The organism is Pseudomonas sp. URIL14HWK12:I12, from assembly GCF_003097135.1.
GTDB lineage: Bacteria > Pseudomonadota > Gammaproteobacteria > Pseudomonadales > Pseudomonadaceae > Aquipseudomonas.
Map to the genome: position 1 here is coordinate 551,352 of NZ_QEQL01000001.1, position 25,090 is coordinate 576,441.

General features: G+C 61.4%; 40 protein-coding genes. 9 read left to right on the top strand and 31 right to left on the bottom strand.

Annotated elements, in window-relative coordinates:
- From F474_RS02525 to F474_RS02605, 17 genes are all read right to left on the bottom strand, one after another.
- Positions 1–3,234 (bottom strand): phage tail tape measure protein, encoded by a 3,234-nt coding sequence (locus tag F474_RS02525; RefSeq protein ID WP_097084101.1) that lies wholly within the window; start codon positions 3,232–3,234, stop codon positions 1–3.
- 4 nt (positions 3,235–3,238) lie between these two features.
- On the bottom strand, positions 3,239–3,556 hold the full coding sequence (locus tag F474_RS02530) for a DUF1799 domain-containing protein (RefSeq protein WP_097084100.1): 318 nt from the start codon (positions 3,554–3,556) through the stop codon (positions 3,239–3,241).
- The gene (locus F474_RS02535; protein ID WP_097084099.1) at positions 3,553–3,930 is read right to left on the bottom strand and encodes a phage tail assembly chaperone; all 378 of its coding nucleotides are present in this window, start codon (positions 3,928–3,930) and stop codon (positions 3,553–3,555) included. Before F474_RS02535 ends, F474_RS02530 begins: the two co-directional genes overlap by 4 nt.
- Positions 3,931–3,933: 3 nt before the next feature.
- On the bottom strand, positions 3,934–4,590 hold the full coding sequence (locus tag F474_RS02540) for a phage tail protein (protein WP_097084098.1): 657 nt from the start codon (positions 4,588–4,590) through the stop codon (positions 3,934–3,936).
- 63 nt (positions 4,591–4,653) lie between these two features.
- Entirely contained in the window at positions 4,654–5,070 is a 417-nt protein-coding gene (locus F474_RS02545) for a phage tail terminator-like protein (protein ID WP_097084097.1), read from the bottom strand.
- The gene (locus F474_RS02550) at positions 5,067–5,492 is read right to left on the bottom strand and encodes an HK97 gp10 family phage protein (protein WP_256577679.1); all 426 of its coding nucleotides are present in this window, start codon (positions 5,490–5,492) and stop codon (positions 5,067–5,069) included. The genes F474_RS02545 and F474_RS02550 overlap by 4 nt, the downstream gene beginning before the upstream one ends.
- Positions 5,493–5,503: 11 nt before the next feature.
- Positions 5,504–5,893, bottom strand: coding sequence for a hypothetical protein (locus F474_RS02555; protein ID WP_097084095.1), 390 nt, complete (start codon positions 5,891–5,893; stop codon positions 5,504–5,506).
- Positions 5,890–6,876 (bottom strand): phage minor head protein, encoded by a 987-nt coding sequence (locus F474_RS02560; RefSeq protein WP_097084094.1) that lies wholly within the window; start codon positions 6,874–6,876, stop codon positions 5,890–5,892. The genes F474_RS02555 and F474_RS02560 overlap by 4 nt, the downstream gene beginning before the upstream one ends.
- Positions 6,873–7,394 (bottom strand): DnaT-like ssDNA-binding protein, encoded by a 522-nt coding sequence (locus F474_RS02565; RefSeq protein WP_097084093.1) that lies wholly within the window; start codon positions 7,392–7,394, stop codon positions 6,873–6,875. Before F474_RS02565 ends, F474_RS02560 begins: the two co-directional genes overlap by 4 nt.
- Before the next feature lie 41 nt (positions 7,395–7,435).
- Entirely contained in the window at positions 7,436–7,834 is a 399-nt protein-coding gene (locus F474_RS02570; RefSeq protein ID WP_097084092.1) for a hypothetical protein, read from the bottom strand.
- A 10-nt stretch (positions 7,835–7,844) separates the two neighbouring features.
- Positions 7,845–8,774 (bottom strand): DUF2184 domain-containing protein, encoded by a 930-nt coding sequence (locus tag F474_RS02575; protein WP_097084091.1) that lies wholly within the window; start codon positions 8,772–8,774, stop codon positions 7,845–7,847.
- Between the two features lie 9 nt (positions 8,775–8,783).
- Positions 8,784–9,239 (bottom strand): DUF2190 family protein, encoded by a 456-nt coding sequence (locus tag F474_RS02580; RefSeq protein WP_097084090.1) that lies wholly within the window; start codon positions 9,237–9,239, stop codon positions 8,784–8,786.
- Complete coding sequence (locus tag F474_RS02585; RefSeq protein ID WP_097084089.1) at positions 9,239–10,339, bottom strand: DUF2213 domain-containing protein; 1,101 nt, start codon at positions 10,337–10,339, stop codon at positions 9,239–9,241. The genes F474_RS02580 and F474_RS02585 overlap by 1 nt, the downstream gene beginning before the upstream one ends.
- Before the next feature lie 7 nt (positions 10,340–10,346).
- Complete coding sequence (locus F474_RS02590) at positions 10,347–11,678, bottom strand: DUF1073 domain-containing protein (RefSeq protein WP_097084088.1); 1,332 nt, start codon at positions 11,676–11,678, stop codon at positions 10,347–10,349.
- A complete protein-coding gene (locus F474_RS02595) occupies positions 11,678–12,964 on the bottom strand; it encodes a terminase large subunit domain-containing protein (RefSeq protein ID WP_097084087.1) in 1,287 nt (428 codons plus the stop codon). Before F474_RS02595 ends, F474_RS02590 begins: the two co-directional genes overlap by 1 nt.
- On the bottom strand, positions 12,951–13,412 hold the full coding sequence (locus tag F474_RS02600) for a DUF2280 domain-containing protein (protein ID WP_097084086.1): 462 nt from the start codon (positions 13,410–13,412) through the stop codon (positions 12,951–12,953). The genes F474_RS02595 and F474_RS02600 overlap by 14 nt, the downstream gene beginning before the upstream one ends.
- Positions 13,413–13,444: 32 nt before the next feature.
- Positions 13,445–14,068: a putative metallopeptidase gene (locus F474_RS02605; RefSeq protein ID WP_097084299.1), complete on the bottom strand. Its 624-nt coding sequence runs from the start codon at positions 14,066–14,068 to the stop codon at positions 13,445–13,447.
- A 185-nt stretch (positions 14,069–14,253) separates the two neighbouring features.
- Between F474_RS02605 and F474_RS02610 the strand changes: the two genes are divergently transcribed.
- Positions 14,254–14,451, top strand: coding sequence for a hypothetical protein (locus tag F474_RS02610; protein ID WP_097084085.1), 198 nt, complete (start codon positions 14,254–14,256; stop codon positions 14,449–14,451).
- Between the two features lie 2 nt (positions 14,452–14,453).
- On the opposite strand, the gene F474_RS02615 is transcribed toward F474_RS02610, so the two are convergent.
- The 13 genes from F474_RS02615 to F474_RS02670 form a co-directional block, all read right to left on the bottom strand.
- A complete protein-coding gene (locus tag F474_RS02615; protein WP_097084084.1) occupies positions 14,454–14,705 on the bottom strand; it encodes a hypothetical protein in 252 nt (83 codons plus the stop codon).
- Positions 14,702–15,055: a hypothetical protein gene (locus tag F474_RS02620; protein WP_097084083.1), complete on the bottom strand. Its 354-nt coding sequence runs from the start codon at positions 15,053–15,055 to the stop codon at positions 14,702–14,704. The genes F474_RS02615 and F474_RS02620 overlap by 4 nt, the downstream gene beginning before the upstream one ends.
- Positions 15,055–15,369: a hypothetical protein gene (locus F474_RS02625; protein ID WP_097084082.1), complete on the bottom strand. Its 315-nt coding sequence runs from the start codon at positions 15,367–15,369 to the stop codon at positions 15,055–15,057. Before F474_RS02625 ends, F474_RS02620 begins: the two co-directional genes overlap by 1 nt.
- A gap of 206 nt (positions 15,370–15,575) precedes the next feature.
- Positions 15,576–16,154, bottom strand: a complete 579-nt coding sequence (locus F474_RS02630) for a hypothetical protein (RefSeq protein WP_097084081.1) — start codon at positions 16,152–16,154, stop codon at positions 15,576–15,578.
- The gene (locus tag F474_RS02635; protein ID WP_097084298.1) at positions 16,151–16,726 is read right to left on the bottom strand and encodes a recombination protein NinG; all 576 of its coding nucleotides are present in this window, start codon (positions 16,724–16,726) and stop codon (positions 16,151–16,153) included. The genes F474_RS02630 and F474_RS02635 overlap by 4 nt, the downstream gene beginning before the upstream one ends.
- Before the next feature lie 32 nt (positions 16,727–16,758).
- Entirely contained in the window at positions 16,759–17,217 is a 459-nt protein-coding gene (locus F474_RS02640; protein WP_097084080.1) for a recombination protein NinB, read from the bottom strand.
- On the bottom strand, positions 17,217–17,387 hold the full coding sequence (locus tag F474_RS22610) for a hypothetical protein (RefSeq protein WP_165830254.1): 171 nt from the start codon (positions 17,385–17,387) through the stop codon (positions 17,217–17,219). Before F474_RS22610 ends, F474_RS02640 begins: the two co-directional genes overlap by 1 nt.
- A complete protein-coding gene (locus F474_RS02645; protein ID WP_097084079.1) occupies positions 17,380–17,640 on the bottom strand; it encodes a hypothetical protein in 261 nt (86 codons plus the stop codon). The genes F474_RS22610 and F474_RS02645 overlap by 8 nt, the downstream gene beginning before the upstream one ends.
- On the bottom strand, positions 17,640–18,452 hold the full coding sequence (locus F474_RS02650) for an ATP-binding protein (RefSeq protein ID WP_097084078.1): 813 nt from the start codon (positions 18,450–18,452) through the stop codon (positions 17,640–17,642). Before F474_RS02650 ends, F474_RS02645 begins: the two co-directional genes overlap by 1 nt.
- Positions 18,442–19,293, bottom strand: coding sequence for a replication protein (locus F474_RS02655; protein WP_097084077.1), 852 nt, complete (start codon positions 19,291–19,293; stop codon positions 18,442–18,444). The genes F474_RS02650 and F474_RS02655 overlap by 11 nt, the downstream gene beginning before the upstream one ends.
- Positions 19,294–19,379: 86 nt before the next feature.
- The gene (locus tag F474_RS02660; protein WP_097084076.1) at positions 19,380–19,559 is read right to left on the bottom strand and encodes a hypothetical protein; all 180 of its coding nucleotides are present in this window, start codon (positions 19,557–19,559) and stop codon (positions 19,380–19,382) included.
- Between the two features lie 18 nt (positions 19,560–19,577).
- Positions 19,578–19,766 carry a hypothetical protein gene (locus tag F474_RS02665; RefSeq protein ID WP_097084075.1) on the bottom strand — a complete coding sequence of 63 codons (189 nt, stop codon included), beginning with the start codon at positions 19,764–19,766 and terminating at the stop codon, positions 19,578–19,580.
- 30 nt (positions 19,767–19,796) lie between these two features.
- Positions 19,797–20,018: a helix-turn-helix domain-containing protein gene (locus F474_RS02670; protein WP_097084074.1), complete on the bottom strand. Its 222-nt coding sequence runs from the start codon at positions 20,016–20,018 to the stop codon at positions 19,797–19,799.
- A 102-nt stretch (positions 20,019–20,120) separates the two neighbouring features.
- Between F474_RS02670 and F474_RS02675 the strand changes: the two genes are divergently transcribed.
- From F474_RS02675 to F474_RS02690, 4 genes are all read left to right on the top strand, one after another.
- Complete coding sequence (locus tag F474_RS02675) at positions 20,121–20,966, top strand: LexA family transcriptional regulator (RefSeq protein WP_097084073.1); 846 nt, start codon at positions 20,121–20,123, stop codon at positions 20,964–20,966.
- Between the two features lie 181 nt (positions 20,967–21,147).
- Complete coding sequence (locus F474_RS02680) at positions 21,148–21,858, top strand: hypothetical protein (protein ID WP_097084072.1); 711 nt, start codon at positions 21,148–21,150, stop codon at positions 21,856–21,858.
- Position 21,859: 1 nt separating this feature from the next.
- Entirely contained in the window at positions 21,860–22,381 is a 522-nt protein-coding gene (locus F474_RS02685) for a type II toxin-antitoxin system VapC family toxin (RefSeq protein WP_097084071.1), read from the top strand.
- Between the two features lie 126 nt (positions 22,382–22,507).
- Positions 22,508–23,002 (top strand): hypothetical protein, encoded by a 495-nt coding sequence (locus tag F474_RS02690; RefSeq protein WP_097084070.1) that lies wholly within the window; start codon positions 22,508–22,510, stop codon positions 23,000–23,002.
- 50 nt (positions 23,003–23,052) lie between these two features.
- Here F474_RS02690 and F474_RS02695 read toward each other — a convergent pair whose 3' ends face one another.
- Complete coding sequence (locus F474_RS02695) at positions 23,053–23,337, bottom strand: DUF1654 domain-containing protein (RefSeq protein ID WP_165830255.1); 285 nt, start codon at positions 23,335–23,337, stop codon at positions 23,053–23,055.
- Between the two features lie 461 nt (positions 23,338–23,798).
- Here F474_RS02695 and F474_RS02700 point away from each other — a divergent pair, with 461 nt between their 5' ends.
- From F474_RS02700 to F474_RS02720, 4 genes are all read left to right on the top strand, one after another.
- Entirely contained in the window at positions 23,799–24,008 is a 210-nt protein-coding gene (locus F474_RS02700; RefSeq protein WP_097084068.1) for a hypothetical protein, read from the top strand.
- Positions 24,009–24,408: 400 nt separating this feature from the next.
- Positions 24,409–24,687, top strand: coding sequence for a hypothetical protein (locus F474_RS02710; RefSeq protein WP_097084067.1), 279 nt, complete (start codon positions 24,409–24,411; stop codon positions 24,685–24,687).
- Entirely contained in the window at positions 24,684–24,884 is a 201-nt protein-coding gene (locus F474_RS02715) for a hypothetical protein (RefSeq protein ID WP_097084066.1), read from the top strand. The genes F474_RS02710 and F474_RS02715 overlap by 4 nt, the downstream gene beginning before the upstream one ends.
- A complete protein-coding gene (locus F474_RS02720; protein ID WP_097084065.1) occupies positions 24,881–25,075 on the top strand; it encodes a hypothetical protein in 195 nt (64 codons plus the stop codon). The genes F474_RS02715 and F474_RS02720 overlap by 4 nt, the downstream gene beginning before the upstream one ends.
- Positions 25,076–25,090 lie beyond the last annotated feature (15 nt).

A 25,090-nucleotide genomic window follows, 5' to 3' on the forward strand; every position in this document is an offset into this window, starting at 1 on the left:
TCAGGCATTCCTCGTTTGGCGATAGCTGGTGCCGCCCGCGCGCCAGGAATCAGCGACTGCCTTCTCAGCTACGGCTTGCATCTGCTGTTGAAGGCTCTTCTGCAACTGCGCTTGGTCAATCTGGCCAACACCCTGTCCTTGATCGCCGACCGTCACCGGAGCGTAGACCGAGACGCTTAGGCCTCCCGACGCCTGCCTAGCGACCATAGGCGCCGTTGCCGAACCTACATACCCGCCATCGGCATAGCCTCGGGCGTTGATGCCCAGCAGGTAATCCTTCATGCCTGGCTGGCTCACCACCTCCTTGCGGATCACCACTTCGCCGCCGTGAACGATGCCCTTGGCCTCGTACTTGCCGCCGTCACCGGTGTAGCCGCCGGCGGAGTAAGCGGAACCCGCCCAGTTGGCATATGCGCTGCCGGTGTAGCCCGCAGCCGTACTGCCGGCCGACGCAGTCGCTCCGCCGCTAAATACGGAACCCAGCGCGCTACCGCCTATGGCGCTGAATACGCTTGATGCAGCTGCTTGGACTGCCATCTTTGCCAGCATCTTCGCGAAGCTGACAGCAACATCCCCAAAGCTCTCATCGGCCCCAAAAGCCCAATCGACCGTGGCATCCGTCAGCCCATCGAACAGGCTGGTGAACGCGGTTCTCATCTGTCCAGTGACGTTGAGCGCAGTGTCCCGGTAGTTCTGCCATGCCGCATTCGCACCTGTTAGCCACTCACTTTGCGCCGCAGTGATATCGCTGTAGTTTTTCTTGATCTGGGCGGTGGCCGCCTCGTTTTCCTCGGCCAACGCTTTCTCACGCGGACCGACCTCCTGGTCGATATCCGCCTGAGATTTGCCGCGCAACGCCGCATCGCTGCGCTGGTTTGCCAACTCGCGAGCCTGCTGAGCGTACCTGTCAGCCTGGGCATTGAGCTCCCTGGCCAGCGCGTTCTGCCGATCGCCCATGCCAAGGCCGATCACTGCGCGCTCGCCGGCCTTTCTCAGCGCTTCAGTTTGCAGGTTGAGAGCTGAAACATACGAGTTGAGGCTTGCGGCCTGGGTGGCAACCCGCGTCCGCTCGTTCTCCGCCAGCACCTGCATCTGCGAGTCGTAGGCCTTCGCCGCCTTGATCTGCTCAGCGCGCGCATCGTCGATCTTCTGGCCGATCTGGATACGCTGGGTTGCGGTGGTGCTGCTCTTGTCCTTGACGGCCTCGAGCGCCTTGATCTCGGCATCGTAAGCGTCGTTGACCTGCTCCTTCTCCGCACGCAAGAGAGTCGTGCGCTGGGCGTAGTAGTCCTGGGCGCTGACGATGCCAGCTTTCTGCTGCGCCTCCAGCTCGCGCTGGCTATTGGCGTAATCGGAAACTAGTGCCTTGAGGGCGTTCTGTGCCGAGTTGTAACCGGTTAGGTCCACGGCGCTCGCGGCCGTTTTAGGGTCCTTGAACTTGTCTGCCGCTTGCTTGCGCAGGTATTCAACGTCCTGATCGCTGACGTCGTAGCCCTGTGCCCGGGCTTTCGCCACCTTGCGACTTACCTCCTCGAGTGCAGTGGCAAGCTGCTGAGCCTTGGGCACCGCCGTTTTCAGCTCGGTCGTGATCCAGTCGAAAGCCGACGCACCCGCTTTGCTGTTCTGGGTGGCGAACATCTCCCGCCGCGCCTTCTCAGCGCGATCTACTTCCGCCTGAAGCCCTGCGGCCCACTCGGGGTCGCCGGCTGCTCTACCGCCGCCGAACTGGGCCAGGATGGGGTTTGTGTTGTTGATCCTGTTGGCCAACTTCTGCATTTTCTGCTCGAAGCTGTCCTCCCGGCCGATATCGAGGAAGGCATCCCAGGCACCCTTGGCCATATCGCCGGCGCCCTTCCAAGCCGTTTCGATGAGGCCAATATCTTCCTCGGCTTTATCGGCGCGTGTAGTCAGTGCTTCGGCATAGGCTTGCTCAGCAACGTTCGCCGCTCCGACCGTATCACCACGGTGCTGGAGAGCCTCGATCTGCTGGAATACCGATGCGGTGAGATACCCCATCGAATCGTTGAGCTGCAGGGAGGCTTTGACGGGGTCGTCTGCCAGCTTGGCGAACTCAGCAACCGTCTCGCTCACTGCCTTCCCGGTCGCCGACTGCATTTTGAGTGCCGCCTTAGCGATCAGCTCGAAGTTGTCAGCGGTGAGTTTTCCTGTGCTCGCCAGCTGCGTCAGCACGTCTGCTGCGGCGCCCACGGTACCCACAGACCGGGATACGGCCTGCGCCATGCCTGCCAACTGCGTGGAATTGGTACCGGCAGCGTTGCCGGTGAGCACAAGAGCCTTGCGAAACTCGTCTGCCTCGGCCGAGCCCTTGTAATAGGCCACGGCCAGAACGCCCACAGCGGCCGCCGCAACAGTGAACGGATTGACCAAGCCGGCGACATACCCGCCCAGGGCTTTGGCCGCCGGCCCGATGCCGCCGAACATGTCTTTGATCTGGCCGCCCTGCTGGAGCAGCACGGTCAGCGGTGCCTGGCCACCCTGGAGCGACACCACGATGTCAGTGAACTGCGCAGGCAGGCCGCGCAGCGCCGCTGCCGTCTGCTTGGCGCTGACGCCGGTCTTCTGCATTGTATCGCCGAGGCGGCCAGTAGATTCCCGGGCCTGGTCCAGCTTGGTTTTGTAGTCGGTGAACGTGTCGGCGTCGATCAGCCCCTTCGCTCGGTAGCTCTGAAGCTTGCGCTCCATCTCGTCCAGTCGGCCCAGTGCCGCGACCGTAGGGTCGATCTGGCCAAGCAGCTTGGCCAGCTCGTCCTTTTCGGTCTTGATGCCAGTGGCAGCCTTGGTGGACGACGCGGCGAGCTGCTGGTTCTGGGCCATGAAGCCCTGGAGCGATGCGGTGGCCGCCTGGAAGGCGTTGGCCGAGCTCAGCACTGCAGAACGCAGCCCTTCCATTTGCTGCGTGCTGGCGGCCTGCTGGCTGGTGAGCTGACGGAGCTCTGTCACAGCCTGGCCCGACGATGTGACCAAGTCATTCAGCGCCTGGGCGGAATAGGACTGCTTCAGGTTGAGGCTTTGCAGCTCTTGGGCAGCCTTCGCGGCGCTCTGCGCCATTTCGGTCATCGAGCGCGCTGCGTGCTGCTGCTTCAGGTTGAGCGCAGCCAGTTCCTGGTTGGTGCGGCTGCCGGATTGCACCAGCCGATCAAGCTGGTCGGAGGCGGTGCGCGCGCTGTCCGAGTTGATCTCGATCCCAAGCTGGGCGATGGAGCCAATAGTCATGGGGCTATTCCGGTTTGCTTTCTGCCATGCACGCCAACGCCTCGGCCTCCATCACACGGAGGTCTGAAAATACGCTGGGGCGATCTTTTTTGCGCACCTGGTGGAGCTTGAAGACCACGGGCAGCGCGGCGTAGTCCAGCCCGACAGCGCCGCCCATGCCTACCCGCCACTGGGTGGACATGGCATCGAGCACGCAGAAGGCTGGCCAGACATCCGGCCATATCTCTACCTCGTCGTCGAAGTCACCAGAGGTCAGGCCGAATTTAGCGAGCTGATCGGCAGTAGCCTTCGGCCCGTACAGCGCCCGCGCCGCCTCGCTCAGTTTCCCAGGCGAGCCTCGCGGTAAGCCTGGAAGTAGGCGCTCATCACCGCCTCGGGCGCGCCGGCGAAGGTGGTGGCCAGGGCGCGAAGCGAATCCTCACCCAGCGCGTCCTCGAAGTCCCACTGATCCACTACAGTGAGCATGTTTTTCACCTGCACATCGATCTCGGCCTGGGCCTGCTCGACGACGGTGCGCTTATCGACGCCCTCGACCAGAACCTGCGCGTCGGCCTGCTGCTGGTCGATGAAGGCGGCCAGGGCTAAGCGGTCGAGATACTTGAAGGTGAAGCCCACGGCGAGGGACTCGCCGCCCACCCGGGGGATCTGGACGGTAGCGCCGAAGGTTGGCGCAGGTGCAATCTTGATCTTGGCCATGGGTTACGCGCTCGCCGGAGTGTAACGGGTGGGTTCGGATTGGAGCGCGAGGCTCACGGTGCGCGCCAGCAGGTTGTTGCGCGAGACCGTGGGCTGCTTGGAAAAGGACGTATAGGCCCCGTAGAGCAGCTGATCATTGCCTGGGAGCACCAGCCGGCAAGCTTGGATAGACTTGGCGGCATCGGCCTTGCTCAGGACAGCGTTGAATGGCTTGGTCGGGTCATCCGCGATGGTTAGCGTCATGGTGCTGGCGGACTTATCGGTGGGAATCTGCTTGCCCTGGTCGTCCTCTAGGAACGCCACGTCCAGGTAGTTCTGATCGCCGCCGGAGAACGCTACATCGGTTACCTGAGGGACCTGTACCCAAGTCAACACCTTCTTCATGCTGCCGGTACCGGTACCTGCCGGAAAGACTACGGTGTCGCTGGTGTCGATGCCTTCCAGGGTGATAGCGGTCGCCGTGGCGGCTTTCACGCGCACCACCTTGTTGTCCAGCTTGCTCCAGCCGGAGCTGAGCAGGACGATATCGCCAGCGGAGAGCGTGCCGCCGCTGACGGTGGCCACTGCCTCGCTGGCATTGGAGATGGCGGTGAACGCCAGCACGGCATCATAGGTAGCAGCGTGCTGGAAGTAGCCGCCGTTGGGAATTTTGTAGCCCATGTCGAGTTTCCTCTGGTCGAAAAAAAAGCCCGCGCGAGGCGGGCAGAAGGTGCCCAACGGGCGTTATTCGGTATCGGCGCGGTAGCTGAAGCTGGCTGACACGGCCTGGGTGGTGTCGTTTGGCACGACGGGACCTTGGCTCACCGGCGTTAGCACCAACACCTCCAAGGCGCCACGGGCTAGGCGCAAAGTTACCGGAAAGAGGTCTGCCAGCTCGACGACAATGCTCTCGGCTGGACCTTCCCCGCTGCTAGTCGGCGTAATTACGTTCACCTGAAACGTGCCGGTGTACAGACGATGATCACCGCCCAGCGTGTTGCTGGCCGTAAGCGATGGAAGCAGATAGGCCTGCAGGTAGGTTTCACCATCGGCCGGCGAGAAGTCGACATTCTGATACGCGACCCGGAGCGCGGGGCTGCGAGCAGCCGCCCAGGCCGCCAGGCGGCTTTCCAGCAGCGAGCGGATAATCTTGTGGCTCATACCTGTCGCGCCCTTACCACGTCGTCCACGATCTGCTGGAAGCGGTCTAGGGTGACGCGCACCATGCCGGAGGGCGCCTTCTGGCTATGACCGTACTCCAGCGGGATCGCATAGATCAGTGTGTTCACGATGTACACCGACTCCCCGAGCGTCAGCGCCCCAGCGCCCGCGATGAGCTTGGCCAGGGCCTCCGTGCCTTCGGGGTCGGTGGTGATAAGGCTGTGATCCGCCGGCCCGCCTTGAGTCAGCTGCCAGTTACCCTTGAAGCGTCCGGTATCAACGGGGCTCAGGCTGATCAGGGACTGACCAATCTGGATCACCACGTCCTGCAGGGCCTGCTCGATCGCTTCCAATGCGTCCAGCTTGAACTGCTCCAGCGTTGCCGCGAAGGCTCCATTCTGCCCGCCGTAACGAGTGGTCATGTGGTTTGCCATCACGCCCTCGCCTGCACGTCAAAGCCGATGTCCACACCGGCATAGTTCCAGGGATCGACGGCCACCACCGTGTAGGTGGTCCCGTCGAAGTTGATTCGGTCCTGTTGCTGGGGCGCCGGCAGGTCCATGCCAGTTAGTTGCACAGGCGAGACGATCAGGCGCACGTCGCTCTGCCTGATCAGGGTGCCGTCCACCTCGCCCTTGGCGTATGCCTGGCGCAGCGCTGATCCCTGATAGGTCGTCTCGCTGGGCGAAACGGTTCCTTGCTCAGGGTCGTATTGGCCTGTACCGCGGTGCAACAAGGTCATTTCAAGGCCTTTGCCGCCTTTGGATCTTGGCGCGAGCATGCGGATCGCCAGTGCGCGGCCGCGATCGTAGATGTCGTTCATTTCCACCTCACCTTGTATTTCACCGTGCACCGGCAGTTGGCCAGGTCAGCCCAGCTGGCGCCGTGGGCGTCATCGCCTGGGAAATCCAGCTGCGCGCCGGTCGGGGACTGGAACGGCTGCTGAATTGGAACCTCGACGCCGCCGAGCTCAACGTGGGCGTGACGTACCCGCTTGTCGCCCTTGTTGTTCCAGCCCTTGGTGATGCTCACCGGCTTCACGTGCTGCTCCATGAGCTGGCGATGCAACCGGTTGAAGCCTGCGTTGTAGGCCTTGTGCGCCTGGCTGCGGGCGACCAGCTCAGCGTGGGCTTTCAGCTTGCGGTCGGCGTAGACGGTCTTGATGCGCTCGGCGTCCACCTTGGCAACAGGCTTCTCTGCCTCAATGGCGCGCTTCACGATGCCATCCAGGCGCTTGTCGCGATCTGCCCGCTTCAGGTACTGGCCCATCTGGTCGAGTTGGCCGCTTGTGAGCCAGCGTCCCGTATTGGCCACTGCCTCAGCCTCGGCGCCGGACAGGCCCAGCACGCCCCCTACCCGTTTGCCTGTCTGTGGACTGACTCGCCCGACGATGTCGAGCGCGATCTCGCGCGCGGTGCGGTCAGACTGGCGCCCAGCAGCCAGCATGACCTGGATCGCCTGCGCCTGCTCCTGAGCAATGGCCTGGGTCAGCTTCTGCGCGTTGCTGGTGACCCAGTCCTGAGCCGGCGCGCTGTGCTGATCGAACTGCACAGGCACGCCGCCCGGGCGCTTGATCACGATGGCGGTGCCGCCCTTGATGAAGGCTGCACGGACCCCCTCCAGCAGCGCAGCGAATGCTCCCGCCGCCAGCATCTGGACTACACCGGAATCGTCGCGCTCGGCGATCAGCCGTTCAACATCGGCTATCACCGCCGCGTCGACCATCGCCCGTACCTGGTCCAGGTAGGCGCGCTGCAGGGCGGGCGTGAGGCCGTCGATCGCCGCAAGTATTTCGGCCTCGGTCATAGCACAAACACCGCAGGTAGCGCGGCGCGCGAGACCAGCACCGGGGCGATCAACTCATCGATGACGGTGATGACCGGCCGTGTGGGCGCTTCACCGGCGCCGGCGTCTGGTACGGCGTAGGTAGTCTCCAGCGGCCCGACCTTCTCGCTTTTCACCAGCGTTGTAGCGACGAAGTCCGGGCTGAGGCTGCCGGGCGATACCAGCTCGCGCAGGGCAGCTTCGTACGTCGCCTGCTCGACCTCGAGGGGAACCAGGTCTTCGGGCAGCAGGTTGTCCTCGTAGTCGGCTGCGCCAGTTCGTGGCCACTCGCGGACCTGGGCCCGGCCTGTGGCCTTCTGGCCTGGAAACAGTGATTCCCAGCGGCCAGTCGGGAAACGCCTCCGGTACCGGCCGTCAATGTAGTCCGATGCACGCAGCAGGGCCGCCTGCTTCGCCGAATCATCCCCAGTCCAGGCGGCATTTCCCCGCGCAGCATGGTAGGCATCGGCGCCGGCGGCGGTCCCATAGTAGTCAGGCATCGGTCTATCTCGAATAGGTGGGCGGCGTACCGCCCGGGGTATTACTCGGCCGCTGGCAGCTTGGCCTTCAGCTCATCGGTGCTTTCGGTAGGCTCGAATGCAACGCCCTTCTCATTGAGCTGGGCGATTACCTCCTCGCGCTCCTTGGCGGTCGCCTGAGCCTCGACCAGCTTGGCCTGGAGGGTCGCGACCTTGCTGTTGCCGTTTGCATTGATGCCGAGTGCCTTCAGTTGCTCGAGCAAGTCTTGCTTGTCGAGCTCTTCAGGGGCGGTCTCATCTTCGCCGACCGACAAGATGCCCTGGTCGACGTAAAACGCCAGTGGCTTACGATCCTGGAAGGATGCCCACTCAGGGCAGCTGACCGTTTCGCCTGGGCCGATGACGGTCCCATTCGGCAGGCCGATAGGAGTGACACGGCCGTTATTCGTGACTTCTGGCATGGCGGTCTCCTTACAGGCCGTCGGTGTAGGACATTTCCTTGGGGCGGCGCACGTCGACGCCGCCCAAGCGGAAGATGCCCGGCACTTCCCAGCGGGTTGGGCCGGCCTGGTACACCGGCAGGAAGCGGTGAGGCATCGGGATGTGCATCTTCACCACGTTGGGGTCGCGACGATAGGCGACCATCCGAGCGGTGCTGCCTGCACCGGCCTTGTCCAAGCCGCGCATGGCGCGAATGGTCAGCGGGCGACCGGTCTGTGCGGTGTACACGTTCTTGGTCTGCAGCCACGACAGGATGGTGTCGGTCCCGTTATCGTTCAGCGGGGTGGTGCTGATCTTGAGGAACTTGCTGTAGGGCAGCAGCAGGGTGTCGGCTAGGCCGGTGTACAGGGTGCCCGCGTACTGGCCGGCCAGCGCAGCGTTCACGTCAGCCAGGATCTGAGCCGGGCTGGCAGTATCCCAGCTACCGGTCAAAGCCGACGCAGCAACAACGGCTGGTGCGTTGGTAAGGCCGTAGAAGTTCTTGGTGGTGTCACCATACAGCGCAACTCGCTCAACCATCTCTTCGTATGCACGGCGCGCGGCGGCGGCGTCAGCTGCGTCGAGGTTGATGCCCAGCATGGCGGCCTGGCTGATCTCCTCCAGACCGTAGCCATAGCCGATACCGGCCATATGCACGGAGGTTTCCTGTCTCGACAGCTCAGTGCCGGCCAGCGGGATATCGTCGGCGTTGCCGTTAATCCAGTCCGCACGGCCAAACTTGTCGGCGGTGAAGTAGGTGACGGTCTTGGCCCACGGGTTGGCGGAAGTGTCGACCGGCACCAGGGTGGGGTACTGGATGTCGGGATACACGGTTTCGTTGACCTGCGTTTCGATGTGCGCGGTCTGCGAGATCACGAAGCCCAGGGCGGCCTGGGCGTCGAGCATGAAGTTCGGACGCATTACTTCTCCTTAGCCCAGGCGGACTTGAGCGACTTGGTTTGCGGCGGTGGTGCTGGTGTCGAACACGGCGTTCGTGACCTGCACGTTGTTGGTGGCGACGTTGGTCCATACGCCAGTGGCCGGCACGAAATACACCGGATCGCCGGCGGCAACGGTGACCGAGGCTTGGACCCAGACGGCGCCTTTGGTCATGACCCGCGCCGAGTCGTACTGCTTGAAGCCATCGGCCTCAGCTTGCAGCGAGCGCTCGCGCACGGTGATGCCGATGACCTTGGCCGAGGTGTCGCCGGCGGCGGCTGGACGGCAGCCCTTGTCGTTGGCACCGCGAATAACGGGGACGCCGAAGCCCAGGCCGGCGGCCGCTTCAACGGTGCGCGACAGCAGGGTTTTCGGGATGGTGTCGACGATCTGACCCGGAACCGCGCGGCGCATGTTCTCGGTGTAGGTGGTTTGGACGGCTGGCATTATTTGGCCTCCCCTTTCCAGGCGTTGGACAGGCGCTGCTCGTAGGCCGACTGGCCGTGATCAGCGGTTTGCTGGCGTGGGTTGCTGTCCGTGGTGGACAGGTGGCGGCGCACCGGATCCTTGTGGGCCTCATCGCGCAGAATGTCGAAGCGCGCATCAATGTAGGCTTCGGTCTTGCCGGCGATTGCGGCGTCGCCCAGCTTGGCCACCACCACAGCCTTGCGGATCTCGGCATCACTCTTGCCGGAGTAGTCGGCATCGACGATGGCCTTGGCATCGGCGATCAGATCGCCGCGAGCCTTCACGCGGGCGTCCAGCTGGGCGTCGGTGAGCTGTTTGCCTTTGAGGTCATCGAGCGCAGCGTCTTTCTTCGCCAGCTCGGCGTCCTTGGCTGCGATGGCAGTGGCGTGGCCGGCTTCGGCGGCGGTGAGCTTCTGCCCGGCATCGGCCAGGCGCTGCTGCAGGGTCGCGATGACGATGGCGCCCTGGTCGGTTACTTCAACCGGGATGCCGTCGACGGTAACCGTCTTCAGGGTCATGGGTTTTTCCTCCGGGGTTTGTGAATCGGTGGGCCAGGCATCGCCGATACAGGCCCGGCTGCCGGCGCGGCCACGCTGGACGATGGCCACATGGTCGGCAGTGATGTTCGTTTGGCGGGCCTGGTATGGCGTGCCGTCCGGAGCGATACCATCGGCCCATTGCAGCTCGCAGCTGTAGCCCACGCTGAGCTCGCGCTTGCCGGCCTGGACTGCCTTCACCGCAGCCCCGTCGGTGATCTTCAGGCCGATCTTCAGGTACTCGCCGTCCCGCAGCACCTCATCGCCAGTGGTGCCCACCGCCACGTCCTTCCAATTGGCGGCAGTTACCGGCTTCGCCGGATGGTCGTTGGTGATCGGAATCTTCGAGAACGTGCTGAGCGAGGACTTGGCGAACACCTCGGCCTCATCGCGATAGACGTTCACGACCCGCAGGTCTGGGCGCCCTACTTCGCTGCCCAGGTACAGCTGGACACCAGTGCGGGCGGTCCTGGCCACGGTTTCGAGGTAGCCGGCATCGCTCAGCGCAATGTCGCCGAGGAGAACGGTGTCTGTGATTCGCATGGTTGCCTCAGGTGGCGGGCTTGTTGCCCTGCGGGTCATTCGGGTCGGGGTCGTCGTCCGGCAGCTCGCTACCGTACTTGTTGATGGCCGCCTCAAGGCCTGGCAGCACGCCGTTCTCCACCAAGGTGGTCACCGCCGCATGCGACAGCGCCTCTTCTGGGAACAAGGCTGTGTCCTTCAGCACCTTGATGGTGTCGGCCACGGTTTTGCCGTTGGCTGCCTGCTCGGTGGCTGTGAGCTGCCACAGCGGCTTCCACAGGTAGTGCACCTCGGCTGGCCGCGAGCCAAGCGCCGAGCGCACCAGGCACTCGTCCATCACGCTCATGGCCGGGCGCATGTCCAGCTCCTGGCCGGATTGGATGCGGTCGTAGTAATTGCGCAGGTCCGAATCGCCTGTGGCGTTCATACCGGCCGGCGACTGGCTGAGCAGGCGCGTGGCGGGGATATCGGCGGCGCCGGATACCACCTGTAGGAAGCGGTCGCTGATCTCGGGCAGGTTGCCGAATGAAGCCGACTTGGTTTCGTACTCCTCCTCCTTGTCCAGCATCAGTGAGCCGTTGATGCCCTTGGCCGTGGCTGCGAGCTGCAGGCGCTCCAGCAGCCTCCGCCGGTACTGCGGATCCTCCATGTTCTGCATCAGGTCCGGGATGCGGATCACGTCGACCTTCGCCTCGAACACCAGGCTGGCGATGTTCGCCATCGTGCCGTCGGCCTGCTTGATGGCCTCCATGACCGCTTCCAGCACCGAGTCGCCCCAGCCGAATTCCTTGCCCAGCGCCAGATCGGGGTCGGGCAGTTCGGCACCGGCGAAGATCACCAGCCGCGACGGGTGCACCTCGATTGCCGAGTCGGCCAGGCGGTAGGCCTTGGGCTTGCCGAACAGCTCGGACTGTGGGTCGCGCTCGATCTCGGTGGGCGTGAGCTGCCGACGACTCAACACGGTCAGGTACTTGGTGCCGCCCAGCCCCACGCTTTGTGGGTCAAGGGGCATCGCGGTATCCAGATCGCCGGTACCAATGAAGATGGCAGCCCCGCCGAACAGGCGAGCCCGGATCATGGCCGTCTTGACCTTGGCCTGCACACCCAGGCGCTTTTCCTCGGCCTCGATCTTCTCAATCTGCTCGTTGCTGGCCTGCCAGCCCCGCCAGCGCCGGCAGGAGTCGAGCGCCGGGATATCCACGATCTTGCGTGGCAGCCAGGCACCGCGGTAGGCCGCTAGCAGCTCTTGCTCGGTGCGCGGGATGAAGAGGTAACCGGTGGCTGCCGCCTTGTCGCGCTCCGTGCCCAGGCCGGCCACGAAGTTGACCAGCTTATCGCTGATGTAGTTGAGCATGCCCATTAGGAGACGCCTGCGAGGGAATACTTGGTGATCGGGTATTCCTTGTGAATGAAGTAGCCGCCGGCGTCTGGCCGGTGGTCGTTGCCCTGTTTCTTGTCAGGCTCGCCGTTCTCGCCCCATACCTGCTGCTCGAGGTCGTCGGCGTACGTCGGGCACTTGTCGGCGTTCACCCGATACCGGCGCTCGCCCGCTGCGTTGCAGAACATGGCGTTCATCGAGTTGATGCGGTCCTTGACCGGGGGGTTAGCTGCTGGAGCCACCACCATGAAGCCGGCCTGCTTGAGCAGGGAGATATCGGTGTCGCTGGCGCGCACGGACTTGCGCGAATCGCCGCTGGCGTCCGGGTAGATGCGAATTTGCCGGGTGTTGCGGTATTCGGTGCCGGTGTACAGCCAGTATCGCTCTTTGATCTGGCGGATCATGTCGGGCGTGTCGTAGCCGTTGATGATCTCGTCGACCGCATGCGGCGCACCCAGACGCTTCACATGGACGATGGCCGACATCTTCCCGACGTTGAAGTCCATGCCTATGAACAGCGGCTCGGCAGGCTGAATGGTTTCCTTACTGCCGTTGAGCTTCCGGTCGTAGGCGGTGTAGATCGTGCCGGCGGTCAGGTTCACGAACTGGCCATTGAGATAGGCCATGATCAACTGCTCGGGATACGACTCCTTCAGCGAAGGAATGTAATCGGGCGGTAGGTTCAGCTCGTTGTCGAACGTGCTGGCCTGCACCAGGCCGTACATGGCACGCAGGGCTGGCTTCTCGCGCAGCTGCTTCACAAACTGCTGGTAGACGAACTTGAACCCCTCGGGGGTGGTCGTCACGTCCACACCGTTCTTCAGGCCCGGCACGTTGTAGCGCATCCGGGCGATGATCTTGCGCCAGGCCTGCTGAGCCTTGGGCGCGGCCAGCACGTCGAGCTCATCGACTAGGGCGTGACCGATCTTGAAGCCCACGATGGTCTGGGGCTTCTCCATCGAGCGGCAGATGATCGTGCTGCGGTACTGGCCGCCGCTGTAGAACTCGACCTCCTTGTCGCTCTCCTTGGTGCGGACCTTCAGGCCCCAGTCGAAAGCCACCTCATCGATGGTCGGAAAGAAGATGTCGCGGATCTGCGGATAGGTTGGCGCGAAATAGCCTGCGTTGATCCTGGGCCACTCCCAGACGTGCTTACACAGCGCCGCGCAGCCTACCCAGGTCTTGCCAGAGCCAAACCCAGCGACGAAGCCTCGGAACTTGTGCTCAAGCCGCAGGAAGTTGGCCTGGGGGACGTTAAGCGTCGGCATCGGGCTTCCTCGCGTCCACCACGTCGACCTGCACCCTGGTAGGAGCTACGTCGCTGGGATTCGCCTCGGGCTTAGGCCGGTGATTCACGAATGCATCGCCGCATTCCTTGGCTGCCTGTTCGAGCGCCTGCATGGCCAACGCAATATTGCGCATGCCCTCGGCCTTCTCGACGAATCGTCCCAGCGCACGCAGTCGATACGCACGGTTGGCAATCGGGATCTCTGCTGTTTCGGTGCGGAAACGCTCGCGGGTGTCGTTGAACAGCACCACCCAGCGCTTGGCCAAGTCTCGCCCGGCGCGCTTGGTAGGGTCGTGGGCCTCGCACTTCTGCCGCGTCACCTCGATGCCGAACTCATCCCGGACGGCAGCAGCCACCTGAGACGGCGTATCGAAGCAAGCCAAGGCCTGAACGATGAAGGCTTTCACCTCGTTGCTCAGGGTCGCCATAGGCTCAAATCCGTCTCGGGTACGTCAGGGGTTCAGGCAGACTTGAGCAGACAGGTTCCGCAGGCCCTCGCGATGTTGATCTTCGCCACTTCGGGCGGGTTACTTGCAGCGTCGATGAGCTGCTGTACGTCTTCACTGGCACCGTAGCGCCGTACCACACCCACAAACTCCTCCACGTCATGGCCGCGAAGGGTAAGGCTGGGTGTGCCGTCCTGCTTGAATTTGGGCGCGCCGTACTGATCGAGCTTCTGAGCGATGTGGTACAGCTCATGCTCGACCAGGGCGCAGAACTCGGCGTCGGTGCACTGGGCACAGTAGTCGGCGGCCAGAGTGATGAGGAAGTCCGGCACTTCGCCGAACCAATCCCGCATCTGTTGCTCCTGCCGAGCCTTCTGCCAGCCCCCGGCGCGGAACATGACCGATTCGGCCTGGCCCAGCACAGTACGGCCGGCCTTCTCGAAACAGGAGGATGCCCAAAGCACGCGCACAGGTGCATCGATCAGGTGGGCATGCTCAGGGTTGTGCAAGTCACCCTCGGCGCTGAGGATCGTGGCCTGTATCCAGTCCCAAACCATTGGGCAAGGCTCGAGCCGAATGCCTGACATGGTCAGTTCGCTCAGTTCGAGCAGCGAGGCAGGCGGTATTGGCCTATCCATCATGGGAACCAAATCCAGTAGTGGGGCGCCCGACAGGCACTGGCCACAACGCGTCCAAGGCCGGAAAGCGCAGTCGACTGCCTTCCTGTCGAGAGCTTGATCATCAATCAGCGGATGGCGCCGTTGTATTTTAATGAACGCTCAGTAGTAATGTGCGTGAGGACTCAAACTTAAAAGGATTGGTTATGCGACGAATTTTAGAAGTTCGGAAAGTTCCGAAAGTTATTATCCAGGCCGCCCGATTCGGCGAGAAAATCCAACCTACCCCAGCCGCTGCGGAGTGGTACATGGTTTACGATGCCGAAACTGGCGAGCAACACGAAGGCTATGATGATGAGCAAGAGGCAATCGCCTATTGCGAGAAGTATTCGTCACCGGACTAACGCTATGGATACCCTTCAAGCGGTTCTCTATAGCCGCCCCACTGCTCAGGCAGCGTGCACCTGGTGACATCAAGGCCGTAGAGCTTGGAGGGAATCTCCTCGCCCTTGGCCTCATAGCCGGGGGCGGCAACGTAGATTCGGACACGATCACTGCGGCATTCGTAGGTTCGGCCAATGTACCCCAGGCCATTGCCGACTAGGAATATCACCGCACCACCCACAGCCCAGCGAGCTAGCAATTTGGCTCGGTTCATGGAGAAGATCTCCGAACGCGGCGATCGGCCGACTCATCCTCGGCACGCCGTTCTGTCTTGCGCCGCTCGCGTCCATCGATCAACGCTCCAATACGCCGGAAGAAGTACGCGGCGTTGAAGATGGTGAAGCCCACCAACATGGTGCTGGCCGGGCTGTTGGCGGTCAGCTTCCAGGGCTCGCAGAGCCATATGCTGACGAAGGCCATTACATAGCCCAGCGCGCCGGCCATGATGAAGCCAACCTCACAGTTATCTGCCTGGCGCCGATGCGTGGTCATCAACGCGAAGCGTATGCCGTTCACGAATACAGCCAGGAATGCAATCAGCGCCAGTATCGAGACAATGGCCATCAGGGCGGACCTCGAGGGTTATAATTCTCAACCCAGCCCTTCACCTTTACCTCAAGTACTGCCAGGACCGGATATGCGAAAAAGCCCAGCAGCATGATGTAGCCGGACTTGTAGGTGTCTGTGCTGGGGATGAACTCGCTAGAGACTTTTCCCACGAAGAAGGCCAGGACCAGCTTGGAAACGAACATGCGGACATCGAAGCGTGGCTCGGTGGACTTGCTGTAGAAGTAGCTGGCGACCCCGCCCACCACACCAAGCCAGCCATACTGGCTCCACCCCAGCCCCACCCATACCCAGTTTGGAATGTCAGGCATGGCGGATACCGTGGGCTGTGGTGCTCCAGAGTCGAGGAGACTATTGAGGCCCTCATGGACCGAATAAAAGGCCCTTGCGGGCAAGGCGAAGGAGCGAACGCCAGAAACGCAAAAGCCCGACTCAGTGGCCGGGCTTCATGCGGTCATTCCTCAACGTGCGCAGGAATGACAGGATGAGGAAATAATGTTGCTTTGTTGCACCGGTGTCAAGCAACTTCTGCTATCAAAACGCCCTCAGCCATCAGAATATGTTCAGAGGCCTTGAGCGCCTCGTCCACCATCTCTTCCAGCACCTCCTCAATGGCCTTTTTCCAGCGCCAGTAGGTGGTCCTGTTCAGGCCCTGGGCATCCCAGGTGTTGATGTCATAGAACTCCGCCGGCAGCACGATCATATCGGTGGAACGCTTGCCGTCCTTGTTGCCTTTGAGCGGTGGAATCGCCCAGGCAGTAACCGCCTTGTAGCGAAACAGACGCGGCGCCGCGCTCGCGATCAGCGGCACTAGCCGGCCAATGGATTCGACCTTTCGGCCTTTATGCGTGGTGTACTTGGCCATCAACACATCCCAGTGCCGAGGAATGAGCTGGCTGTGCAGCCGCGCGTGCACCCAGCAGTCGGCATCGGCGCGCGACAGATCTCCCGACCGCCTTCCGCCCAGCGCGCTGATATCTACCTTGCCTTCGTTGTGAGGGCTGTACAGCTTCTGCCAGGCCTGCTTGCTGGTGTTGTCGATCGCCTCGGCCGCTAGGGCGGAAACTACCGCGGCCAATACGCTGGTGTAAATCATGCTGCCCCCTTAAGGTCACGGGCCAGTGCCCGGTAATGCGCCTTGATGGCCTTCAGTTCTTCGATGGTGTAGCGCCGGGGCTCATGAGGCCCTTCGATCCATTCCACCCGGTCGGCGCCGATGCGCTTCACCAGGTGGATGCGGTAATTCACGATGTCGCCGGATTTGTGGTTGTTGCAGGGTGCGCACTGCTTGTGGACATTGAGCGGCTCGAAACGCAGCTCCGGCGCGGCAGCCGTGGTGCGGTAGTGCCCGGCGTGGTACTGCCCCTGGTGATGCCGGCCGCAGCTGATGCACGGCTGATCTGCGTCCCGCAGGCGCACCCAGGCGTTGAAGGCGGCCTGGGCCTCGCGGGTGTAGTCGCCCTTGGTCTTGATCCGCTCCCGGGCTGCGCGCAGTTCGGTGCGCTCGAACTGGTCAATGGCCTTCCGGGCCCTGGCCTGGTTCTCAGGCAGCTTGGCACTGGCGAGCATGCAGGCCATGGCAAAGCACACCTTCTGGCCCATGCGTGCCTGCTGGAACTGGGTGCCACAGTGGGCGCAGGCCTTGAGCTTGGGGGTGCGGGGCTTGATGCTGCTGGCCCTCCGCTGGATGGGGGTTCGCTTCACGCCGCCTCCCCGAACTCGATCCGCATCTTCATGTACTCGCTGTCCTCGGGGTGCGGCAGGTAGATGCCGTGTTCGTTGGCCCACATGTCCACGCAGGTCATGAAGGCGTGCATCTCGCCGCGGTCGAGCTCGCTGGTGTGCTTCAGCTCGTAGCGCTCGGTCACCTCACCGGTGCGCAGGTTGATGTCGCGGATCAACTCCTCGCCCAGGAAGGTCTGCTTCAGGTTGCGCTTCACATGCTCGGCATTCATTGCGGCGCCGGTGGCGAACGTCACCTTGCCCATGCGCACGAAGAACTGAGCGATCTCCTCGCACCACTTGTGGAACAGGGCATTTTGCGGAAGGCTGCGGCCGGCGCCGGTGATCGATACGTTGCAGGGGAAGCCCTTCTTGCGGATGGCGGCTTGCAGCGCGGCCAGGTCGTTGATCTGGGTCAGGCGGATCTTCTCGGCCATCACGCAGCCCTCCGGCGCTCATCGCCCTTCACGAACCACAGCCAAGCGGCACGGATGGCCGAGTCGCGGTACCCGCCCGTGGCGGCGCGCTCGAACCTCACCTGAAGCACATCGATGCCAGCGTGCTGGGCATAGGCGGCTTCGAATTCCTCGCGAAGGTCTTCACGCATCGCGCACCTCCGGTTTCAGCCCGCTACCGCCACACGCATGGCACTTGCCATCGTCGAAGCCGTCAGGTGTAAGCCAGCCCACCCGCCCTTCACCGTCGCATGACTCGCAAATGAGCGCAGTCCTGTCGTCGATAACCGCGATCCAAGCGGGCGATATGAAATCCGTGGTGAGGCAGTCGCAGTCTTTGTAAAAGGTTTTCAACGCCTGCGAAATATTGCGCATAGCGACGATCTGTCTGGTGGTAAGCGGCATCACACACCCTCCTTGCCGCGCTGGCTTTCCCACTCGAACGGGACCACGAAGCCGCCGTTCTCGCGCAGACGATCCATGCAGCGGTCGCCGATCGCCTTCGGTAGGTCGCTGGCGCCCAGATTGGAAATCACCACGGTGGGACGCATCTGCTCGTACCGACCGTTGATGATCGCGAACAGGGTGGTCATCTCGAAGTCGCTGGGCTGCTCCTTACTCACGCCCAGTTCATCCAGCACCAACAGGTCGGGGCTGATCAGGCTCCGCAGAATGTCGACCTCGGTCTGCTCCGCACCCTGACCGTAGCTCGAGCGGATAGCCTGGAGCACGGAGCCGAAGGTGCGGTAGACGGCGGTCTTCGAGGTGGTGTGCATCAGCTCATTGGCGATTCCAGCGCCCAGGTGGGTTTTCCCAGTGCCAGGCTTACCCAGCAGCAGCAGACAGCGGCCGGTGCGCTCGATCTCGTCGAAGGCAGCCACGTACCGAATGCAGGCTTGGTGTGCGAACGCCTGGGGCTTGGTGGTGGCGCGGTAGCTGGCCAACGTCTTGTCCGCAAATCGCTTGGGGATCAACGCCTCTCCCAACTTGCGCTCCATTGCCTCGCGCTCCCCCCGAGCCTTGGCGGCCTGCTCCCTTGCCTCGCCTTTGGCTTTCTCGGCGGCCGCACACTGCGGGCAGGCACCAGAGAATTCCTTGCCGAACATCATGGTTACCCGTTGCTCGAAATCCCCGTGGGTTTCACAGGTAGCCGGCTGGATGCGGTAACCCGCGGCGGCTTTCACATCGCCCATGGCAATCACCTTCTCAGAACGCATAAGTGCCATCCCCCTTCGGAGTGAGGCCCGCGGTGTAGCTGCGGTCCGCAAAGCCGTGGTGGCGGCTGTTGGCGGTACTGGGGGCAGCCTGGGCCTGCTCCGCGAGGCGCTTGGCGATCCAAGCGACCTTGAATCCCTGCCAGCCAGCGGATAGCGCTTCAGTCAAAGCGACGTCAGGAGCTATGCCTTGCTCTTGGCACTTGACCAGCTCGGCATTCAGCGAAGCCCAGACGGTGGCCGTCACCGCAGCACGCTTCTCCTTCCGCAGCGCCAGCCAGTCTTTGAGCAGCGTGTCGGTCAGACCATGGGGGTTGTCTGCCTGGAGCTGCTTCAGGCCAAACGGGGCTTTCCGCTGAGGCTTGGCCGGCTCATCTTCGGCAAGGGGGGAAGTAATCTCTTCCGAAGGAAGAGTTACTTGGGTTTCTTTCTTAGAATAAAGAAGGCAGTCAGCTGTTTTGGTCTGTTTCGCAGCAGAGCCGATTCGGACCACCTCAGCCGGATCAGACGGTTTGGTCTGTTTCGGCTCTACAACGAAAACCCACTCTTTCGGGTCGCACAAGCCAATATCACCTCGCGCACCGCCTTCACGGAATAGCACGCGGCGACGAAGCAGCCCTGAGATTGCCTTCGACACGGTGTCGGGGTGAATGTGGGTTGCCTTGGCGATATCAGTGGCAGGGATGCGCTGCGCACCCGCGCCGAAATTCAAAGTGGCTTTGGCCACGTACAGCACAATCTTCATCTCTCGCGCCGAGAGCTCGATGGCCATGAGGCCATCCATAAGCTGGTTGTCCATTCGGGTAAACCCCCTGGACTTGTCAATTGGGACGATGTTTGTCATGATTACTTCCACACATTGCGTCAACGAATGAACCGCCCGGCCAGGCGGTTTTTTTGTGCCCGCGATTCGGGCTTATCAGGGCCTATTCAGGCCTTGCGGCGAAACGCTGTTACTGGGCCCCGAGACGTTCGGGGCTTGGTGCGCTCTGCCAGGTCCTTTCGCATCAACTCGGCGGCGAGCTCTTCAGGGGTGATGCCCCGTCGCTCTGCTTCCCGCTCCAGCTGATCCATCAGTCGCTGGCCCAGCGCTACCTTTTCGATAGGCATGGGGCCTCCTCCGGGCCTTCAGGCCGCGTTGTGTTCGGCGCTATCCTCTGCGGCCAATGCAGCCAGTTGCGCTTCCAGCAGCTCCCGGCACAGCACAGCACGCTGAGTGCGGTGGAACTTTGCCAGCGCCTGGATTAGGTCGAATGTGTCTTCGTCCAGGCGGACCTTGATCTCTCGGTCGTGGAGGTGTTTGGGGTTGGCGTACATGTGAGCGATGCTCCTTATCGGGGGATTCAGTTAGGCGGCGTTCTTGCGCTTGGCGCGCTTACCGGCGGTTTTCAGTTCATCGTGCATCTCGTCGATAGCCTTCCCGGCGATGTAGCTCGGATTGGTTATCTGCCCAGAGCGAATTCGGAAGATCGTCGAGATGTCGCATTTGGCGCGCTCGGCGACGGCCTTGTAGGTCAGGCCAGAGCCAAGCAGGTCATCCAGCTTTTGGGGAAGATTGGTAGTGGCCATGGCCTGCTCCTTTGAGAATATGCACATTCTCTTGCACTGGTGCATAGCTGTCAATGCACCGCCCTATTGAGCTATGCACCAGGCCCGGACAACATTGCACATATGCATAAATCTATTGATAAGGTGCTTGAGTCGCTGATGGCGGATCAGGGCATCACCCAGGCGGATCTGGCTCGCAAAACAGGCGTGGGGCAACCCACCATTTCGCGCATCCTGAAACCGACGGGGCCGAAAGGGATCAAGCAGCCCGCCGATAAACAGGTACGCCCGATCGCTGATTTCTTTGGCATCACCACAGACCAGTTGCGGGGCTATGAGCCCCTGCCCAAAGCTCCCGCCGTCTCGGTTCCGCAACCATCCGCGCCTTCAGCCGCAGATGTGGTAATGAAAATGCTGGCCGAGCACGGCCGGGGTCTTACAGACGATGCGCGCAACAAAATTGCTGAGGCGGCAGCGGTGACTGCTGACATTGAGCGCGCGAACAATGTCATTACCGTCGATTTTTCACGGCCGGGTCAAATGGGCGATGAAGTACGGATCGCGCATTACGACGTCCGTGCTGCTATGGGCGCCGGGCAGATACCGCACGACTACCCGGAAATGCTCCAGGACGTACGGGTCAGCCCGAAACACCTTCGCGAAATGGGCATTACATTCGAACAGCACTATCACCTGAAGGTCATCACAGGCTGGGGCGAGTCAATGACCCCCACCATCAGGGACCGTGACCCGCTGTTGGTCGATATCACGATCCGCGAGTTCACTGGGGACGGAATCTATCTGTTCTCCCATGATGAGATGCTGTACGTGAAGCGGCTTCAGAAGAAAGGCAAGGATCGGTTCAGGATGATTTCAGACAACAAGCACCATGAGCCTGAGGATATCCGCGTGGACGACACCCACATCCTGGCGCGTGTGCTGTATGTGTGGAATGGGCATAAGGTCTGATGAGCAGCAGCTCGTCATCATCGGGAAGGTTTTCTGGTACTTGGTGCTGGTGACAGGCAAGACCAGATGTGCGGCAAGGCACGGACCTTGGGCAATCTGAAAAAATGTAGGGGCTTAGCTTCTAACGGGTTCCGGACAGGACGGCATACCCCAATCAAGGACGTGTATCTATACTCTAGCCATGAAAGATTTAACGCTCTACCTCGACGGAACCACCCCTGACAAGCTGTCAATGAAGCGCTTGGCGGAATACTTGCGCGAGCTTTCGTCATTCTACGGCTCGGAGGCTGCTGTTCACTTTGACTCCGTTCAGGAGGGTTCGGCCAAGCTCGTCTGCCGCGTAGAGGATGCCAGCTACCCGGTGGTGCTTAATCAAGTAAGGGAAGTGGCTGGCGGAGTTGGTGCAAAACGCCCGACCCGATCTTACAAAAAGCTCTCCGACCTAATGCTTGATGATCGAGTGGATGGATACCTGAAAGCGGATGGCGCCCAAATTATTCAGTTCCCCAAGGGGAAATTGGCTGAGCCCCCGTTGCGGATCGTGAAAAGCTCGACGGTCCAAGGACGCTTGTACAGCGTGGGCGGCAAGGACTCGACTGTTCCCGTTCGCTTGGAAGGGGCAGACGGCGAAACTCTGCATTGCGAGACGAATATGCAGATTGCCGAGCGGTTGGCGCAGCTGCTGTTCAAGCCGGTTCGTCTGTCTGGGGATGGCGAATGGGAGCGTCGACCTGACGGAAGCTGGAGGCTTCTGAAACTGGTTATCTCATCGCACCAAAAACTTGAAGATGTTGGATTTAAGGCTGCAATAGCCAAGCTTAAAGCAGCCGGGGGCGTCAAATGGGATGACTTGCCTAGCCCCCATTCGGAAATTTTGGAATCTAGGGGCTAGGGTGAAAATCGTAATTGACACCAATGTTCTCGTGCAGATCATGCAAAATGAGAGCTCTACTGACCTTCACCATCCTGAAACTGGCGAGGTAGTAGACCGCCTTTTTGAAAGGGCGGCTGCTCTGGTTGAGCATGTAGACACAGTTGGGGGCTTGGTTGTGCTTCCCGCGCCCGTACTGTCCGAATATCTTTTCGGAGTAGCAAGACAATCTTTTCAAAGTCACATTGACGTTATCAATTCGGTGAAATCCATCGAGGTAGCACCTTTCGATCAGCTCGCCGCGATTGAGTGCGCAATGCTTGTGTCGGATGCTGAACAAAAGGAAATGGATCCTGACGCGACGAAAGCCAAGCTTCGTGTAGACCGCCAAATTCTCGCGATTGCGGTAGCTGCTGGCGTGTCCGAAATCTGGACGCATGACAAGGGGTTGATGAAGAAAGCTAAATCAGTCGGTCTTTCGGTGAAGTGTTTGGCAGATATTGGACCTCCCCCGCTGCAATATCGGCTTGACCCCAAGATTTAGCCGCATTGGCTATATGACCTTGTTCTATGGCTTTTTGAGAACCCGCCCCGGCGGGTTTTCTTTTGCCTGCCGGATGGCTGGGATCCGGGATGGTAGAATGGTGGATAAACAACACGGAGGTAGAAGATGAAGCGATTTGCCCTGACAGCGGGTGTGTTCGCTGTCGCTGTACTGGGTGGCTGCGTGAGCCCTCCCCCACCTCAACCGCGGATTGCGTTCCCAGTTGCTGAGTACCAGTCGCTACCGAAGGCAGGCACAGGCATTGTCGAGGGACAGGTCTTCATGCGAACCATCGGGGGCGACGTGAAATATGGTGCTGGTTCTGAGGTTACCCTCAATCCGATGACCAGCTATTCACAGCAATGGTATCGCTACACCTATGAGCTTCGGCAGCCTCTACAGCCAGGCGACCCGCGCCAGGAAGCCTATGTCATCCGCACTCAAGCAGACGGCAACGGGAATTTTCGATTTACCGACGTTCCGCCTGGGCAGTACTACCTGACCTCCCGAGTAACCTGGCAGGCCCCAACCCAGTATGGACTTACCCCTCAAGGTGGATGGCTAACTAATCGGATAACAGTGAAGGATGGGCAATCAATCAGATCCATGCTCACCCAGTGAGAACCTAGCCATCCCAAGAGCCCGCCATTTGCGGGCTTCTTTCCGCCAGGTCAACCGACCCGCTCGATTTTATAGCCGTCCTCAGACGGGCTCAGGTCCGACCAATCCGGCACTTGCTCATCTTCCGGGGGCTCCCATTCGAGCGTAACCGTTCCGTCGTCATTGTGCGTTAGCCCTAGGCCATCCACCTCCCCTATCCCCTCTAGCATTGCCTGCCATACGTCGTCCGGGTCGTCGTGAAGCTGGTGGATCACCACCATACGCCGAGCCTGTGAAGCAGGGTGCCCCACCATATTCGATACCCGAATGCTGAGCCGCTCCGCTGGACTCAACACCCCGGCCTTTTGCTCCTCTGCCATCTCGCGCTCCTTCCACGCTAATACTGTATGGATAGACAGTATACAAATGGCCAGCTTCACGACAAGCGCTTCACGCGCAAAAATATATGCACTGGTGCATTGACACTTAAATTGCACTGGTGCATATTTTGCCCATGCCGCAGCAATACCACGGCCGGCCCTCAAAAGGCCCCGCTCTTTCACAACCTAGAACCCTCGCGGATCGATCCCGGAAACGGCACAGCGCGAGTAACAAGCTTCGATCCCCATGCAGGCTCTGGAACCTGCCGTGCTTCCACATGTAAGCACGCGAAGCTGCACAGCCACCCGATGCGACGCCAGTTGCGGCAGCGGGCAGAGAGAGGACTCCGGCGGACGTGCAGCTAGACAAACGATTTCACTGGCTGGCCTTGGCAACAGGGCCAGACGGGAAATTAACAGCCCTGGAGGACAAGACGATGCAGATCGAAATCGATCTTGAGGGTCGCACTACCCCTCACCCTGCAATCGCCCAATGGCTGAAAGTAGCCGAAGAAGCCGAGCGCGCGGGTGTTTCTGGCAACGCAGCCCGCAGAGCCGCTCGATCTATCGAGATCGAGCAGGAAACCGGCGTTGCAGTCTGCGCCTGCTGCTTCAAGCCCTTTGGCCGGGGCGCGCTGCATCACTGAACAACCAGCGCCACGTCAGCCTGACGTTAACTGCCCGATACCTGGCTCCGGCCAGGCTGCATCGGGGTGTGATCTGGTGTTTGGCTCGTTTGGTACAGGGCCGCCACACAAGGCTGGTGCAGTTGATGAAAGCGGCGCCGCTGGATTCAGCGTAAGTCTTTCGGGTTCGAATCCTGGCCAGATCACACCCCGATGCAGATGAATGCGCAGGCTGATGCGCTAAGGACCAGGCGGAATTCGGCAACTGCCGCCAATGCCGGAGATCAGCACCGGCCATCTGCATCACCCCTTCCCTTTTCGACCGCATCGGCAGGCGCCAGGCCAGCTATTCACGCTGGGTTTGGTCGCCCGCGCCTGGCGTCTGGCCAATGCGGTCTCTCAGCGCACACGGAGGCGCTCCATGATCTACGAAGTGATTCTCGACGAGTTCGATATTCGCTGCGAGGCGGAGATTATCGACCTAGACCCGCGCCCATCCACTTGGGGTAGCGACTGGGATTTCCACGGCTCGCAGGAGCTTGAGTTCCAGGTGGTCAGCGGTCGCCGCTGCTCGCTCGACGGCAAGTTCACCAACCTTTCCACTGAGTACCTGGAAGCGGTCGGCCTTCTCTATGAGGAGAAAATTGAGGCCGAAATCTGGCGACAGTACCGCGAGCAGCCGCAAGAGCTAGCAGCATGAGACGGCGTACCGACACCGCACGCCGCATGATCGAAAAGGCTCTTGCGGACTGCGTTACCCCAATTCTCCCGGCCTACGTCCACGGCTGGGCCGAGGCCTGTATCGAAATGGCCTACGCCCAAGGCGACGTGGATGAGTGGCATTACGACCACTACACCCGGCGCTTGAACGCAATGCGCCAAGGAGTTGCGGCATGACCACCAGCCCAGTGAAAACGCTCGCTGATGAGCAGCTCGAAGAAGTCGAGTTCGCCGGCAAGACCAAGGAAGCAGCACAGCGCCTGGCTCAGCGCCTTGGCTTTGAGGGCCAGCCATCCCGCTATGGCTGGGTAGCCCCCGGCATCTGGCTCCTGCGCTACCCAGCGCCCTCCCCGCTGCAACCCCAGTAATCCCAAACTTTGAAT

Bases quoted from the DNA above. Each gene is read 5' to 3' on its own strand.
- F474_RS02605 (WP_097084299.1), bottom strand. From the start codon at position 14,068: ATGGATAGGCCAATACCGCCTGCCTCGCTGCTCGAACTGAGCGAACTG.
- F474_RS02545 (WP_097084097.1), bottom strand. From the start codon at position 5,070: ATGAGCCACAAGATTATCCGCTCGCTGCTGGAAAGCCGCCTGGCGGCC.
- F474_RS02710 (WP_097084067.1), top strand. From the start codon at position 24,409: ATGATCTACGAAGTGATTCTCGACGAGTTCGATATTCGCTGCGAGGCG.
- F474_RS02575 (WP_097084091.1), bottom strand. From the start codon at position 8,774: ATGCGTCCGAACTTCATGCTCGACGCCCAGGCCGCCCTGGGCTTCGTG.
- F474_RS22610 (WP_165830254.1), bottom strand. From the start codon at position 17,387: ATGCGTGAAGACCTTCGCGAGGAATTCGAAGCCGCCTATGCCCAGCAC.
- F474_RS02610 (WP_097084085.1), top strand. From the start codon at position 14,254: ATGCGACGAATTTTAGAAGTTCGGAAAGTTCCGAAAGTTATTATCCAG.
- F474_RS02715 (WP_097084066.1), top strand. From the start codon at position 24,684: ATGAGACGGCGTACCGACACCGCACGCCGCATGATCGAAAAGGCTCTT.
- F474_RS02540 (WP_097084098.1), bottom strand. From the start codon at position 4,590: ATGGGCTACAAAATTCCCAACGGCGGCTACTTCCAGCACGCTGCTACC.
- F474_RS02615 (WP_097084084.1), bottom strand. From the start codon at position 14,705: ATGAACCGAGCCAAATTGCTAGCTCGCTGGGCTGTGGGTGGTGCGGTG.
- F474_RS02670 (WP_097084074.1), bottom strand. From the start codon at position 20,018: ATGGCCACTACCAATCTTCCCCAAAAGCTGGATGACCTGCTTGGCTCT.
- F474_RS02630 (WP_097084081.1), bottom strand. From the start codon at position 16,154: ATGATTTACACCAGCGTATTGGCCGCGGTAGTTTCCGCCCTAGCGGCC.
- F474_RS02590 (WP_097084088.1), bottom strand. From the start codon at position 11,678: ATGGGCATGCTCAACTACATCAGCGATAAGCTGGTCAACTTCGTGGCC.
- F474_RS02620 (WP_097084083.1), bottom strand. From the start codon at position 15,055: ATGGCCATTGTCTCGATACTGGCGCTGATTGCATTCCTGGCTGTATTC.
- F474_RS02660 (WP_097084076.1), bottom strand. From the start codon at position 19,559: ATGCCTATCGAAAAGGTAGCGCTGGGCCAGCGACTGATGGATCAGCTG.
- F474_RS02680 (WP_097084072.1), top strand. From the start codon at position 21,148: ATGAAAGATTTAACGCTCTACCTCGACGGAACCACCCCTGACAAGCTG.
- F474_RS02560 (WP_097084094.1), bottom strand. From the start codon at position 6,876: ATGACCGAGGCCGAAATACTTGCGGCGATCGACGGCCTCACGCCCGCC.
- F474_RS02625 (WP_097084082.1), bottom strand. From the start codon at position 15,369: ATGCCTGACATTCCAAACTGGGTATGGGTGGGGCTGGGGTGGAGCCAG.
- F474_RS02600 (WP_097084086.1), bottom strand. From the start codon at position 13,412: ATGGCGACCCTGAGCAACGAGGTGAAAGCCTTCATCGTTCAGGCCTTG.
- F474_RS02650 (WP_097084078.1), bottom strand. From the start codon at position 18,452: ATGCGTTCTGAGAAGGTGATTGCCATGGGCGATGTGAAAGCCGCCGCG.
- F474_RS02700 (WP_097084068.1), top strand. From the start codon at position 23,799: ATGCAGATCGAAATCGATCTTGAGGGTCGCACTACCCCTCACCCTGCA.
- F474_RS02690 (WP_097084070.1), top strand. From the start codon at position 22,508: ATGAAGCGATTTGCCCTGACAGCGGGTGTGTTCGCTGTCGCTGTACTG.
- F474_RS02595 (WP_097084087.1), bottom strand. From the start codon at position 12,964: ATGCCGACGCTTAACGTCCCCCAGGCCAACTTCCTGCGGCTTGAGCAC.
- F474_RS02525 (WP_097084101.1), bottom strand. From the start codon at position 3,234: ATGACTATTGGCTCCATCGCCCAGCTTGGGATCGAGATCAACTCGGAC.
- F474_RS02720 (WP_097084065.1), top strand. From the start codon at position 24,881: ATGACCACCAGCCCAGTGAAAACGCTCGCTGATGAGCAGCTCGAAGAA.
- F474_RS02535 (WP_097084099.1), bottom strand. From the start codon at position 3,930: ATGGCCAAGATCAAGATTGCACCTGCGCCAACCTTCGGCGCTACCGTC.
- F474_RS02580 (WP_097084090.1), bottom strand. From the start codon at position 9,239: ATGCCAGCCGTCCAAACCACCTACACCGAGAACATGCGCCGCGCGGTT.
- F474_RS02585 (WP_097084089.1), bottom strand. From the start codon at position 10,339: ATGCGAATCACAGACACCGTTCTCCTCGGCGACATTGCGCTGAGCGAT.
- F474_RS02665 (WP_097084075.1), bottom strand. From the start codon at position 19,766: ATGTACGCCAACCCCAAACACCTCCACGACCGAGAGATCAAGGTCCGC.
- F474_RS02655 (WP_097084077.1), bottom strand. From the start codon at position 19,293: ATGACAAACATCGTCCCAATTGACAAGTCCAGGGGGTTTACCCGAATG.
- F474_RS02550 (WP_256577679.1), bottom strand. From the start codon at position 5,492: ATGACCACTCGTTACGGCGGGCAGAATGGAGCCTTCGCGGCAACGCTG.
- F474_RS02640 (WP_097084080.1), bottom strand. From the start codon at position 17,217: ATGGCCGAGAAGATCCGCCTGACCCAGATCAACGACCTGGCCGCGCTG.
- F474_RS02675 (WP_097084073.1), top strand. From the start codon at position 20,121: ATGCATAAATCTATTGATAAGGTGCTTGAGTCGCTGATGGCGGATCAG.
- F474_RS02565 (WP_097084093.1), bottom strand. From the start codon at position 7,394: ATGCCTGACTACTATGGGACCGCCGCCGGCGCCGATGCCTACCATGCT.
- F474_RS02555 (WP_097084095.1), bottom strand. From the start codon at position 5,893: ATGAACGACATCTACGATCGCGGCCGCGCACTGGCGATCCGCATGCTC.
- F474_RS02570 (WP_097084092.1), bottom strand. From the start codon at position 7,834: ATGCCAGAAGTCACGAATAACGGCCGTGTCACTCCTATCGGCCTGCCG.
- F474_RS02645 (WP_097084079.1), bottom strand. From the start codon at position 17,640: ATGCCGCTTACCACCAGACAGATCGTCGCTATGCGCAATATTTCGCAG.